The 14,566-nt window shown below is 41.2% G+C and carries 9 protein-coding genes and 1 tRNA gene; 2 read left to right on the top strand and 8 right to left on the bottom strand.

The genetic code is table 11. The features are described 5' to 3' along the window. Positions 1-140: 140 nt before the first annotated feature. Entirely contained in the window at positions 141-1,499 is a 1,359-nt protein-coding gene (locus tag MR764_RS03875; RefSeq protein ID WP_247978078.1) for a leucyl aminopeptidase, read from the bottom strand. A 149-nt stretch (positions 1,500-1,648) separates the two neighbouring features. Next, positions 1,649-2,578, bottom strand: coding sequence for a hypothetical protein (locus tag MR764_RS03870; RefSeq protein WP_247978077.1), 930 nt, complete (start codon positions 2,576-2,578; stop codon positions 1,649-1,651). A 304-nt stretch (positions 2,579-2,882) separates the two neighbouring features. On the opposite strand from MR764_RS03870, the gene MR764_RS03865 reads away from it, so the two are divergent. Then, positions 2,883-2,959, top strand: a tRNA-Asn gene (locus MR764_RS03865). A gap of 347 nt (positions 2,960-3,306) precedes the next feature. On the opposite strand, the gene MR764_RS03860 is transcribed toward MR764_RS03865, so the two are convergent. The 3 genes from MR764_RS03860 to MR764_RS03850 form a co-directional block, all read right to left on the bottom strand. Next, entirely contained in the window at positions 3,307-6,060 is a 2,754-nt protein-coding gene (locus MR764_RS03860) for a PKD domain-containing protein (protein ID WP_247978076.1), read from the bottom strand. Positions 6,061-6,300: 240 nt separating this feature from the next. After that, entirely contained in the window at positions 6,301-7,491 is a 1,191-nt protein-coding gene (locus MR764_RS03855) for a helix-turn-helix domain-containing protein (RefSeq protein WP_247978075.1), read from the bottom strand. Positions 7,492-7,663: 172 nt separating this feature from the next. Further along, on the bottom strand, positions 7,664-9,169 hold the full coding sequence (locus MR764_RS03850; RefSeq protein ID WP_247978074.1) for a hypothetical protein: 1,506 nt from the start codon (positions 9,167-9,169) through the stop codon (positions 7,664-7,666). Positions 9,170-9,548: 379 nt separating this feature from the next. Between MR764_RS03850 and MR764_RS03845 the strand changes: the two genes are divergently transcribed. Then, entirely contained in the window at positions 9,549-10,535 is a 987-nt protein-coding gene (locus MR764_RS03845) for a DUF1080 domain-containing protein (RefSeq protein WP_247978073.1), read from the top strand. Positions 10,536-11,068: 533 nt separating this feature from the next. Here MR764_RS03845 and MR764_RS03840 read toward each other — a convergent pair. From MR764_RS03840 to MR764_RS03830, 3 genes are read right to left on the bottom strand one after another with little or no spacing between them, the layout of a single operon-like run. After that, positions 11,069-12,274: a sodium ion-translocating decarboxylase subunit beta gene (locus MR764_RS03840; protein ID WP_247978072.1), complete on the bottom strand. Its 1,206-nt coding sequence runs from the start codon at positions 12,272-12,274 to the stop codon at positions 11,069-11,071. A gap of 12 nt (positions 12,275-12,286) precedes the next feature. Next, positions 12,287-14,173 (bottom strand): biotin/lipoyl-containing protein, encoded by a 1,887-nt coding sequence (locus tag MR764_RS03835; RefSeq protein WP_247978071.1) that lies wholly within the window; start codon positions 14,171-14,173, stop codon positions 12,287-12,289. 35 nt (positions 14,174-14,208) lie between these two features. After that, positions 14,209-14,460 carry an OadG family protein gene (locus MR764_RS03830; RefSeq protein WP_247978070.1) on the bottom strand — a complete coding sequence of 84 codons (252 nt, stop codon included), beginning with the start codon at positions 14,458-14,460 and terminating at the stop codon, positions 14,209-14,211. Between the last annotated feature and the right edge of the window lie 106 nt (positions 14,461-14,566).

Raw genomic sequence — 14,566 nt, 5'->3', positions numbered from 1 at the left:
TGTATATCTTTTTGCAATTAAGCCCTTATGTGCAAGCGGTGCAAAGTTAATTTTTTAATTGAAAGATTCCTATAACCGGTGTATGCCCGAAGATGCATCAGAACAAGCTGATTTCTAGCCTTATGGTGCCTGTCTTCGGATTAAAGCATCGATTTTAAAAACTGATACAAAAGTCGTGTGCCAAAGCCTGTACCTCCGGCCGGCCGATAAGCATCGGCTTCTTTTAGAAAAGGTGTGCCTGCCGAATCGATGTGGATCCAGTTATAAGAAGTAAAATGTTCCAAAAACTTACCCGCAATGGTTGACTGCCCCTCGCGGGTTCCCAGGTTATTCATGTCGGCAATTTTCGATTTTAGTGGTTTGGCATATTCATCCCAAAGCGGTACTTCTATCAGCCGTTCGTATGTTTCGAAACCTGCTTTCTTTAGTTTTTCAATGTTCTCGGAAGTATTGCCCATTACCACTGCCGCATGTGGTCCGGCTACTATATCTGCAGCGCCGGTTAAAGTGGCGTAATCGATAACCAGTTGGGGATCGTATTTTTTTGCATAAGTCAGTGCATCGGCCAGTGTCAGTCTGCCTTCTGCATCGGTGTTGAGCACTTCAACCGTTGTGCCGTCGAACATGGTAATAATGTCGCCCGGTACGTAAGCGTTTCCATCGGGGCGGTTGTCGGTGGCAGCAACTAAGCCCACCACGTGGAGTGGCACTTTATTTAAAGCCAATGCGTAAATTGTGGTTGCAATTACAGCGGCGCCGGCCATATCGGTTTTCATATAATCCATCGAATTGGCCGTCGGTTTCAGACTAAGCCCGCCAGTGTCGAACACAATTCCTTTGCCCACCAGTACAATTGGTTTTTTGTTGACTGCATTTTCAGGTTTCCATTCCAGAATGTTGAAGGTTGGCGGATCGATACTGCCTTTGTTTACCGCCAGCAGACCGCCCATTTTCAAGGCTTCTATTTTTTGTTTATGGAATACTTCCAGAGAGAAACCTGCTCTTTCTGACAGCTTTTCGAGTTCTTTCGAAAGCTGCGGTGCGTTTAGAAACGAGTTGGGTTCGTTTACCAAATCGCGTGCAGTAAACACTGCCCGTACCAGGTTTAAAAGATCTTCGGTATCCCGATCGGAAACTTCGTCTCCAACCACGAACACTTCGGTTAAGGCAAAGGTCTCTTTTTCTTTGAGGTACTTGTCAAAGGAATAAGAGGCCAGCAGCAAACCTTCGAGAAATGCCTTTAAAAGCGGAGAATTGCAGCGGTTGATCAAATTAACAGCTGAAATATTTGCATCCTTTAATTCGTTGTACAGTTTTGCCCCGGCTTTTCGGGCAGCTTCCTGCTCGGTATAATTTTCATCTGGCTTTATTTTTCCGAAGAATGTTAACTCTGGATAATTCAGTATCGAAGATTCGGTTCCTTTCTCCAGTTTTTTCGAGAGGTATTCTCTTTCCTTTTCGCTTATTTCGGTGGCGCTTATCTGCTCAATTGTTTCCAAAAGAGTAGCCGTTGAGCAATTTTGTCTCGGGATTTTTATGATTGAAATAGTAGGTAACATAACGTAACAATTTATCACTGTTGATGATGGTGAATGAATTTGTATGAATAACGAAAAAACTCAAAAATTGATCAGGAAAATGAATTCAATTATCTCTTATTGCGAATGTGTTCCTGAACATCCTTCATATCAAGAACTTCAAACCCGTGTAGTAGGTACGCCTTAACAAATGCATTTACTTTTGGATTGGAGCCGGTCTTCGATAAAACAACGTCAACTGCTTTTTTGTAAGCAACAGATCGTTGTTCCTGGCTTAGTCCGGGGTGGTTAAAGAGTACGAGGTAATCAAATATTTTGTCGGTATAAGCCGAAGATGGAATCAGGCTCTCGTCCGAGAAATCAACATTGTCGAGGTAAGTCTTTTGTAACGAAGTCAGGCGTTCTTCTTTCGACAGAAAGGCATCAATCATTGGTTTTCGCTTGATTGAAATAAGCTTTGCCGCATATGTGCCTTCGTTTTGTTGAACGATTTGTGTCACCCGCTGATCCCAGTCCATTTGAATTTGATTGAACTCATCCGAGGCTTGGACAGCTTTTGCCGAATCGTTTCTTTGCCACAACAGGTTCACTTCATTTTCCATAAGGCTCAATGCTTTTTCGTATTCCTTCTGTCGCCTCAGAAAATCGTACCAAAGCCTGTTTTCTTCCGAGTGAATAACTCTGAGGCTGGCTTCCGGATCTTTGAAGTCGAGTACGATCTCAATGTCTTCGTTGTTGAAAATCAGGTCCAGTTGTTGCGGATCTTCCTTCATGATTCTGGCATAGGGTGTAAGTCCGAAAATCATCCTCACTACAGCTGGTGCTGAATTTTCGGGTAACGAAAATTTCACTTCGCCGTTTACTGCAAAGGCGCTGTCTGTTTTTGTGAAATTGTCGCCTTCTATCCAACCTATTATTACCGGACTATCGGGTTGATTGGTGATGCTGGCAGTGAGTGTGTGATTTTGTGTTAGCCCCTGCCGCGGAACTCCGAATAGAAGAATAAAGAGTGTAATTATTGATGCGACTGATTTTTTCATGTGGTTATTTTTTTGAATGGACTAAAAGTACAGAATCAGTCCCAAATCCCGAAAAAGTAGAAGGAGAAACTAAAAAAATAGATTCGGTGGTATTTTTTTAGAATAATGTGAAAAACGAGGATTTTTTCAGAATGATTTGATTGACAGGCACTCGTGATGAAAGGATTGTTTGGCGCGGGAAAACCGATGCTTCATTGGCAAGAAAAATGAGTGATTTTTTTTGAAAAATATTTTGAGTTTAAAGAAAAGCTATTACTTTTGCATCGCTTTTGAAATGCAAACGTTCTACAGAACAAAACAATATTCCCTAGTAGCTCAGTTGGTTAGAGCGGCGGACTGTTAATCCGTAGGTCGTAGGTTCAAGTCCTACCTGGGGAGCCACACAGGATAAGAGGTCATTTTCGACCTCTTTTTTTGTGCCCGAATTTTTGAAAACCTTGCTGATGTTGAGAAGTACCTGTTTCGGCTTTATGAATTGACAAGTTGCAACTTAGCAATTCATTTTTTAGATCAATCCCCATCATTGTGTATAATCGAAAGTATGATCAGGTTAATAGGTTTACTGGTCAAATTCGGATAAAATTTTTCACCATAGATTTTTATTGAAAAACTAAAGGCAGTCCATAGCCTGCCTTTAATTGTAGTAGATGTGTTATTTCTGCCAATTTCAAGTTAGGTTAAAACCTAACTTACTTCCTTTGATGGCCAAAATTCGTGTTTAATAAACGCTACCGTTTATAAAAAACTTTTCCATTGAAAACTGTTTCACCCATCGTCATGCGGTAAACATACATATTGGTAACAGTATTCCCCGGAATAAAATCTGTTGTATATTTTATTTCTGCTTCAACCTGATTGTTAAATACCGTTTGAATTAGTCGTCCAGTAAGATCGTATAAATCAATGCGGACATGGGTATCGAGAGGTGAAACAAATTCGAAGTTTAATTTGTCGCTGAATGGGTTTGGGTAAACAGTCAATTCCGGCTTGTCAAAGTCGATCTGAATGGTAGCTGATTTGGTTTTATTGTCTGCGGAATGAATTACAATTGAACCACCTGCAATTGAAGTCGTTTGATCAAGATCTGCATAGTCATCAGCTCCACATTGGTTGTCATAGACCACTGCATCGCCATTGTTTTTATCCCAGATTTTGATTCTGAAAAGATCAGTTTCAGTATTTTCGGCTAAATCAGCATCGATTGCACTAAGCATAAATCCGAAATCGCCGGAACCATTAATTGTACCTGAACCTTTATATTGGGCTTTTGAACCAGCGATTATCAACCATTCATAATCGGTACTTTTGAAATTCAGTCCTCCGGCTTTGAACTGGAATTCGGTGTTACCATCCGGTGTTACTTTTCCTTTTTGGTATTTGGCCACAAATCCAAAGTTAGCTGTGCCACTTACATCCATATAATCATATGCCGGATCAAGATTGACACATATTGGTGACACAATCCAGCCACCACCGGTTACAAAGCCTGCGGATGGATCGTAAACAACAACATACTGGTAGGTTTTAGTTACCGGGCCGTAACCATCATCTACCGATACAGTTATTGTATAAACTCCTGGATTACTATATGTATAGGAATAGGTTTCGTCAATCAATGGAGATAACATATTAGTTGTAGATCCATCTCCCCAGTCGATAACAGCAGTTTCGACATTACCGTCGTCATCCGAATAAGAAACTGTTATTGAAAATAATTCATTAATTGCTATCGGGTCTAAGGTTGAAGGTATAATATCAGAAACATAAGGAGGTGTATTATCTGAGGGAGCCGTCACAGTAATCAGGAATTCCGCCAAGCCAATTTCGTTGCATGGATCTTCTCCTAATACAATATAGCCAATGCTCGTTTCTCCAATACCTGTGCCGGTAACTTTGCCATATTCATCTACGGTTGCTATTGTATCATAAGCACTCAACCAGAAGCCGCCGGTAACAGTGGAGCTAAGTAAGGTGCTTCCCCCAACCGGAATCACATTTTTCCCGCTTATCTCTCCGGCATCTGGTTTGTCAGTGACGTATAGTGTAATTTCGTTCGATTTAGCAGTAGTCGAGGTGCAATTAGTAGTGTTGGAAACCGTTATTTCACAACTTACCACATAAGTATTTCCGGGTACCAGCTCTGATAAATAGTATTGGTTATGATCTTGTACAATAGATTTATCGTTGAGTTTCCATGAATAGGAAACAAGGTCTTCTCCTATATTGTCTGGCGTTGCTGTGAAGATCGGATTAATGCTTGAACATATCTCTCCTGAAACATTGCATATAATGTTCACTGAGGGTAATCTGAGAATCTCAGGATTCAGAAAGGGATAGCCTTCATTGCAACTGCGAGATATTCCCCAGAAAGTTGTAAAATCCCAGCCAGCGTCAGTAAATGTTGATTGCGTTTTCATTTTATCGGTGGTTATACCTTCACCATCACCAGCACTTGATTCAGTTCCTGATGTTTCAATGTCCCAGAAAGAACTTGTAATAGTAGGAATTCCATAATCAGGAATAAAGCCTCCGACCAATCCGCCCATACCAGGCAAAACAGATCCGGTACTATAGGAATTGGTTATCTTTGCATTGCCAACAGTGAATCCAACAAGGCCTCCGCATGACTGAAAAGTTGAATTGCTTGTAACCGGGCACTTGCTGTAACTATTATAAATTGTTGAACCAGCATCAATACCAACCAAACCGCCAACACGGGAATTACCTATCACTTTTCCTGTACTATAACATTTTGAGATTGTTGCATCAATAGCATTTCCAATAAGACCTCCGCAACCTACATTGCATTCAACAATGCCTTCAGAATGAAAACAATTAAGAATAGAAACATAAGTTTCACAAATTCCAACTAACCCTCCTGTATCTGAATCACCACTTACATTGCAGGTGCTGTAGCTGTTACGTAAGGTTGTTTTACTATTGTAATTTTTCAAATGACCAGCTAACCCACCGGTGTAATAATGTCCTTTCACTGTGCCTGTACTAAAACAGTTATCAACTATAACATTAAAATCGGCATAACCTAAAAGTGCTCCGGTATTTTCTGCACTATCCGCCTGAATGTAAACATTCGTAATACCCAGGTTCTTAAATTCAGCTGTTTGTGTGAAACCAAAAAGTCCAATTTCAGCATTAGAGGAACTTTTAATATAAAGACCTGAAATAACGTGATTCATTCCATCGTAATTTCCCCAAAATTGATTCTTACTATTGCCGATAGGAATCCAGCCATCAGTCCAATTTACAGTTGAAGATGCATCAATATCTGCCATTTGAATATAATAATTGTACCCCATAGACGAATATGTATTCGTTGCAAGCCAGTAAAGATTTTCAAGAGTGGCAATTTGATAGGGATTACTTTCGGTGCCATCGCCAAGTGCAGGCGGGGTGGCGGTTTGTGCATTTATAGTCCAGCTGATTACAAGCAACATCAGGTTTAGAAGTAGTAATTTTTTCATGATTTTTTAATTAATGGTTATAACTAAGTTGAATTAAAATGGTTTTTACTACTGCTGATTAGAGAAGGTCATGTGTAACTGTTTGATTCAGTATAGCATGACCGTCTCATAAATTCAGCTGTAGTTGAATAACCTGAAGCAAAATTCAGAAAGTGAAAATCAATGATGAAATTTTTGGAGGCTACCTTTGTACTGTTTTTGAAAAATGGTGCAAGGAATGGGTGTTTTTAGGAAATTTTTTTAATTGAATCGTGAGGCATACACGCTTGGGGACTCACCTTCAAGCTTTTTAAAGTCGGTTATAAAGGCATTGCGGGAAGAGAATCCGGAGAGCGACCCAATAGCTTCGAGGGTAATTTCATTTGCCTTGCCTTCCTTAATGAGGGATTTTGCATGATTGATTCGCCATTCATTTCGAAAGTCATTAAAGCGCTGTTTCTTTACTTCCCTAAAATAGTAGGCAAGATGATGAGCCGGGACATCGATTTGTTTCGAAAAATAGGCAAGATTACAATCGGGCTCCAAATAAAGCTGCAACTCTTCCATAACAGAATCTGATTTATGTCCGATGGAATGGAGATAATCGGTTTCAAAAGAATTGGAAAGTGGTTTAGTATTATTTGTCTGTCTGTTATCGTTTTCCTCTTCACTATTTTCAGGCATCCGAGGTAATCCATAAAGAATTGTCGGGAAAAAGAATGGCGAGATTAAAAGCCCGATTAGTCCAACTACCGATATTACGCGAATGAGATTAAAAGTAAAGAATATGGCAGAAAAATGCATTTCAAAACTTTTGAACACCATAAATAGCTGGCTTATTACTAAAATCAACATAAACCCGAGCAAGTAGAAAAGCCACTTTTTCATGAATTGTTGCTTCGAGAATACTGATGATGATTTTCTTTTTTTTATGTAATTGATAAATAAAACAATCGACCATATTGTATACCCAAGCACCAGAAAAAGTCGAGTTAAAAATATGGTAGCTGAAGAGAGAAATTCGCTTAATAGTGTTGCTTTATATACCATTATATAACTTTGATCACTTACAACTATTTTGGCTACTTCTACTTTTTCCTGCCAGGGAACAAAAGTGTTTGGCAAGGCTGAAATGAAAAAAATTATTGCAGGAATAAAATGCAATAAATCGCTTCTTTTCAATTTTGGATCATCAGTTAGAACACTTCTCACATACCAGTAAAGCATTGGTCCGATCAAATAAACCGGAGAGCTAAAAAGAGAAAGATTAAAAAGAAAAAGACTGATTAAGGTAACTGATTTTGAATACAATAATATATATTGATAAAGACCATACAGACTAATCAAAAAGAAGAAAATACCGAGATAAGTAGAAGATGCAAATTTTTTTGCATTGAAATACACTAAAAGCAAAGACAAGAAAATGCCGGCTATCGATAAAAACAAAAGCATCTACTACATTAATTATGAGGTACAATTTACTAATTTTTTGTATTGAAAAATACAAGAAGATTAGTTCAAGTTAATGCAAATTCACACCAAACTTTCACAAATTAGGTTGCAACTTCCAACTGTAAGGGGAGCACCAATAAAAAGGTCGTCAATTTTGGCGACCTTTTTTTGTTTATCTGCGTCCGGATCTTTCGCTGGAAGATGATCGCGACTGACTGCTTTTGTTGGAAACGCCTGAACTTCGGCTTCCAGAGCTACGACTGCTTTTACTTGAAACGCTTGAACTACGGCTTTCGGATGATGCCTTTGGTCTGGATATGCTTTTAGAAGCTGAAGACCCTGACGAAACTTTGGGTTGTTGATAGGAACTTCCCGACCTTGAAGAGCCGGATGATACTTTGGGTTTGCTGGCCGACTTGGTTGAATAAGCCGATGTTGCCCGATTTGATGGTTTGTTATTCTGGCGGGCAGATGTTGATGTTCTGTTGTTTTGTAAGGTCGACGATTTTTGTTGTACTCCAGATCTAGTATTAGCTGAAGTACGCGTTCCCGTATTGTAAGTTGGGGTGTTCCTGTTGCCCGATTTTTGAGTTACTGCACTTTTACTGGTCCTGGAAGTGTTTGTTGCAGATCTTCCGGATTGTATGGTTGATGACTTTCGTGTATTTTCTACTCCCCTGTTGGATGGGGAACTTGTTCGTGTCTGCGATGCATTGCCTGAAACACTTCGTCTTCCTGAATTTGATTGATAAGTTGATGCATTTCTTGCTGACTTCAGATTGCTTGTTCTTCGGGCGTTTGTACTTTCAGTCCCCGTTCTTCTTCGCGATGCTGTTCGGTAAAGATCGTCTCCTCTTTTTCGCAGATCGGGTCGGGAATACGTTGTTCTGTAACTTCCTTGTTTGATTCTGGTGTTCACTTTTGGAGAGTACGACCGCACCCGGCTATAGTAGAAATCGTGATAGCCATGGTAACGATGATGATTCCAATAACGATAGTGTGAGTAATAAAAGTGGTTAAAATGGCTGTGGTAACCGTAGTAGGTATGCCAGTAATAGGGCCGCCAAGGATTCCAGTACGAAGGATAATATCCCCAACTCCAGGTCGAATGCCAGCAGACATACCCGGGGCGAAAGATAAAACGGATGATTGGCCAGGTTGCCAGTTCAAATGTGGTAATGGCAACCGGAGATGGAGTGCTTACTATTACCGAGCTCCCCATGTATCCGGGATTCGGTGTTTCCTGGCTGTCGGCATAAATGGGTTCAACAATGTAATTTTGACCGTATAGCGCTTCGTCTCCAATCAATTGAATCCGGGCGGTTCCATCGTCGAAACGCTGAACCGTAAAAACAGCGATGTCCTGTGTTTCGTATTGGTTAAGTTGAGTTCTTAAAACGATGGAATGAACATTCCCATCAACATAATCCACCACCGAGATATAATCCACATAGTTATCTCCATTCAGGTCTAGATTATTGATATGTGAGTTTTGATCGTTCAAACTTCTTTCAAAACCTTCAAGCGTTTCAGATTCCTGGAATAACTTCATTGTTGCATAGAGGTTCAGGTTGTCACCCGGCAAACCCAGGTATTCGTCCTCGTAGTTACTTGCTGTTGTCTGGTTTGCAAATGAGGTAAGAAGAGCAAGAATAGATATGATGATTAATTTTTTCATGACTTTAGGTATTAAATTAATACTGTTTCTGCTTGAAGGAAATGCAAAACTCGTACCATTCATTAAATGTTTTGGTAACTTATTGGTAATCAATAACTGGATTGACCTTCCTGAAGAGTGTTTAATGATGGTTTTAAACCTTAGAAGCAATATTGGAACGAAAGGGACTAAACCATCTTTTGTGAAATTTATATTTTGAACGTAGATTTCAAAAATGGAAGCCAAGAGGAAATGGGGTTTATAGCTCTCTACATGCATCCATAATTAGGATATTTTAAGGTTATAAATTGAGCTGAAGTATTCAATTCAAAACTGTTTTAAGTAGATTTGTGTTTGCGAAAACAAAATTGTCATTTTACTAATCAAAAAAAGATATACTATGAAAAAATTTAATGCTCTCATTTTAGTGGTCGTATTTACTTTAATTGGTTTCGTTGGGGCCCAGGCACAACGTGTTGAAAGTGACTCGCCGTTAATTGGCAGGTGGGACCTTACCATTAATATGACACCAGATCAGATTGAAAATCTCGGACTTTTCAGACACGGATTAATGGCTTCTGATGGTTTCCCCGGGTGGCTTGAAGTTAAATTATCGGGTTTTTCAACTCTTGTTGGGTACTATGTAGGATACGAAGGCAGTGCAAGGCCAATTGCAGAAATAATTTATGATGCAGAGACGGATAAATATCATTTTACCATTCCTCCGCAGTGGATGAACATTGATGATCTTTATTTTGAATTTTCATTAAAAGATGATAAGCTGTCTGGTTATCAAATGCTTGCTGGTAATAAACTGGAGTGGACAGGTGTTCGGGCTCCATCGTTGGAAAGAAAAGAGCCGCCGGTTTGGGGCACTCCCATCAATCTGATTACCGAAAATATGGACCGATGGATCATTCCGGCGAACTGCAAATTTAAGATGATAGATGGTGTGATGGTGAACACTGAATCGGGGGGCAACTTGGTTAGTACACAGAAATTTAACGATTTCAAACTTAGTGTTGAATTCCGTTATCCCGCAGGAAGTAACAGTGGTATTTATCTTCGCGGCCGTTACGAAGTGCAGATCGAAGATTCAAAGGGAAGAACAGACCTTGTTAGTTTGGGTGGTATTTACGGTTTTATTGCTCCTGCAGTATATGCCGCTAAAAATCCCGGAGAGTGGCAAACGTATGAAATTACGCTGGTTGGCCGCCATGTAACTGTGGTACTTAATGGTGTCGAAATTATTTCGAATCGTCCAATTCCCGGAATTACCGGTGGCTCGCTTGATAGCAAAGAAGGAGAACCCGGTGCGTTTCAAATACAGGGTGATCACGGACCGGTGGAATTCCGCAAATTTGTGGTTACGCCTTCGATCAATTAAGAGACAATATGCAGATTTTTTAGAATTGGGAATTACTGCAATTGCAGCCAATTGGCATATAACTTTTAATTATAAAAGCTAATGATAGGGGAGACTGTCCAAAAAGGGCGGTCTCTTTTTTTTGCAAATTCAGGTATGTAGCTCAGTATAATGCTTTTAGATGGCAGCTGCTTTAGAATATAAGGTTTCAAAAACAGGATATAAGACGATTTTTCCCTGTTGTGTGGAACTAATTAGTTGTCATCTTTCTCCTGTTTCTTCCAATTGATATGAAACCCAAATACAATTTCAGTTTTTTACTTCGGTAGTTGCAGATCGCTCAGAAATAAGCTTTGCCTTGCCTAAAAGTCACACGTAAAGGATGTTTTCTTTCAGCTGGCAGCAATCTTTCTATTCTTATTGGGATCAGAAAAGTCTGCAAGGTTAGCTTGTTGCATAACATAAGTTTTGTTGCAATCCTTCACGCAAAGCAAAAAACGAGGACACCTCACGATGCCCCCGCTTTTTCTTCTATTATAACTATAAACTTGGCGCTAAAGCAAGAACGATATCAATACACCCGCAGCAACGGCCGAGCCAATTACACCCGAAATGTTACTGGCCATGCAGTACTGCAGAATGTGGTTCTTTTTATCGTATTTCAAAGCCAGTTCGTTGGCAACACGCGAGGCCATCGGAACAGCACTCAAACCCGTAGCTCCAACAAGCGGATTGATTTTTTTCTTCGAAAAAGCATTGTAAATTTTCACTGCAAAAATTCCACCGGCGATTGAAATGGCAAAGGCCACAAAACCGCCCACTACAATTCCAATTGTTTTTGCTGAAAGAAAAACTTCCGAAGTCATGGTCGCTCCTACGGTCAGTCCCAAAAAGATGGTGGCCGTATTCATGATCGGTCCCTGAGCTGCATCAGCCAAACGACTGGTTGATGAACCAATTTCCTTGATCAGGTTACCAAAAAGCAACATTCCAAGCAGCGGAACAGATGAAGGAACCATAATGGCTGCCAGCGTTCCCAAAGCAATCGGGAAAATGACCTTTGCAGCTCTCAGGTTCTTGATCTCGTATTTTGCAGGATACTTTTTATCCATCTCTTTCATGTTGATCTCAAATTCCTTTTTCGAGATCAGTAATTTTGCCACCAAAGGAATGATTACAGGAACCAGCGCCATGTACGAATACGCTGCGATGGCGATCGGCCCTAGCAAATGCGGAGCCAGCTTAATCGTAGTATAGATCGCGGTAGGTCCGTCGGCGCCACCGATAATTCCCAGCGAAGCTGCTTCTTTTGGTGTAAAACCAACGGCTACTGCACCCAGCAGGATCGTAAAAATACCGATCTGCGCAGCCGCTCCAAACAGAGCCAGTTTCAGGTTGCGGAGCATCGGTCCGAAGTCGGTAAGCACGCCCACTCCCATAAAAATAATCGGAGGCAGCAAACCTGTTTTGATCAGTGAATAATACAGGTAATTCATAATTCCGTATTCATGCGCAATCTCAAAAAGGTTCATGTAGCGATGCCCTTCCAGTTCAATCAATTTAGCATCGACCACGCCCATTTGTCCGCCTGGAAAGTTGGCCAGCAACACCCCAAAAGCGATGGGAACCAGCAATAAGGGTTCGTAACCTTTTTTTATTCCGAGGTACAGCAAAACAAAAGCGATGGCCCACATGATCAGTGTTTGCCAAGTAATGTCGCCCAGCGCTGTCATGTTAAACAGTTCTCTCAATATTTCCATACGACTGTGTGCTTAAGCCAGTTGAATCAATACATCGTCTTCCTCTACGCTGTCGCCGTTCGACTTCAGGATTCCAACGACTTTTCCGTCTTTATCGGCAACAATGGCGTTGTAGGTTTTCATCGATTCAATGTAGCAAACCAGATCTCCTTCTTTAACGGTATCTCCCACTTTCAGTGGAGTTTCCGATGTATCTTTTGTAAGCATGAATTTTCCTTCGAGCGGAGCCAGCACGTCATGAGCTTCGGCTACAGCAGCAGCAACCGGTGCTTCTTTTTGAGCCGGTGCAACTTTGCCATTTCCGTTGGCAGCGGTTTCAGCAGCAATATCGCCGTAAGAAACACCCACTTTGAATTTCTCGCCGTTGATATCGATGATCATCGATTTTGGCTCGTAATTTCCAACCGGTACTTCCACTTTTTCAGGTTTCGGCTCTTTGGCAGCTTTTTGTGCAGCCAGATCGGCTTCGAAATCGGCTTTTGCTTTACCCGATTTGTAGGCACGGTATTGTTCCGGGTGCATCGCCAGTTCAAGCAACTCTTCGTCATCCTGTCCGAAATCCCAGTTTTTCTCTTTCATTTCCTGTTTGAAAACGTCGAGGTTATCAGGATACAGATCCTGCGGAACACCGGTATAGAATTCTTTTCCGTTAGCTTTTGCCAGTTCAATGATTTCCGGATCAAGTTCTCCCGGTAGCTGACCTGATTTACCAACAATCATATCCCAGATATTGTCAGCGATCATACTCCAGCGCTCGCGGCCTTTTATCAGCTGAATAACATTCATCAGGGCCAGGTTTTTCACGTACTGGCTGAAAGGTGTTACCAGTGGCGGATAGCCCAGTTTTGGCCAAATGTATTCTACTTCATTAAACAGTTTGATTAGAAGATCATCCTGAGTTAAAGTTGGTTTATTATTTTTTACGAGCCATTTATTCAGGCTTTCAAGGTTGTTCCCGAGGTCAGCCATCAAACTTCCCATCATTCCGCCCGGAAGACCTGAACCGATCAGCAATGAGTTCATGTGACGGTTCTTCGGGTCGATATAGTAACCCAGAAAATCATCGATAAATTCCTGAGTCAGCGAACGCACTTCCATGTACGCTTTCATATTGATATCTTTCACGGCATAACCCGCATCCTTCAACATGCCCTGAACTGCCAGCACATCGGCATGACCTGTACCCCACGAAAGTGGTTCCATGGCCACGTCCACATAATCAACTCCTGCATGTGCAGCTTCCAGGATACTTGCCATGGAAAAACCCGGGCCGGAATGACCGTGGTACTGAACAATGGTATTGGGATGTGCCGATTTTATGTTTTTGATGATTTTGCCGATAAAGGCCGGACGACCGATACCTGCCATGTCTTTCACACAAATTTCGTCGGCGCCCATTTCAATCAGCTGGTTGGCCAGATTGGTGTAGTACTCCACGGTGTGTACTTCCGAAATCGTCAAACTCAAAGCAGCCTGCGAAATCATACCGCCTTCCTTGGCAAACTTAATCGAGTTTTCAAGGTTGCGCACGTCGTTCAAACCACAAAAAGAACGGGCAATGTCGGTTCCCTGCAGTTTTTTTACTTTGAACATCAGTTTTCGTACATCGGCCGGAACAGGGCTCATACGAATGGCATTCAGCGCTCGCTCTAGCATGTGAGTCTGAATCCCTGCATCGTTGAAAGGCTGTGTCCAGCGACGATTGGCAACGTTTGGATTCTCGCCAAACAACAGGTTAATCTGTTCAAAGCCACCACCATTGGTTTCGACCCTGTCGAAACACCCCATATCGATAATCGCCGGAGCTACTTTTTCCAACTGATCTACCCGGGGAACATATTTCCCCGATGACTGCCACATATCGCGGTACAGCAAACTAAATTTGATCTCTCTCTTCATTTCAGTCAATATTTTGGTTTTTATTGGATATCTTTTTATTCGTCGATCTTCTCTACCGAAGTAACTTTGCCTTTGCCACGGGTAACCACGTCAACAGCCGAAACTATGGCCGCAAGTTTAGATGCTTCCATCCCTGAAGGAGCAGCAGCAGGTGCAATTGCCTGAGTAGAAACCGTAGCAAAAGAGTTTGTAATACGGATGATCACATTACCGAGTACCACTACCATGATAAGTATAAAAAACACGGTACCCATGCCGGTAAGCATTAGTTGTAAAGCGTTAGTCATTTTGGTTTTTATTAAAATGAAAGGCGCAAATTTAAATTTATTCGCGAATTGAATCTAAATCGAAAATTGCAAACCGTAAGCAAATAAGCAAATCAGCTTTCAAAAT

It is taken from the genome of Maribellus sp. YY47 (genome assembly GCF_023111095.1).
Classification (GTDB): domain Bacteria; phylum Bacteroidota; class Bacteroidia; order Bacteroidales; family Prolixibacteraceae; genus Draconibacterium.
The sequence above is the reverse complement of the archived record's forward strand: the minus strand, read 5'-3'. Positions and strand labels throughout refer to the sequence as shown.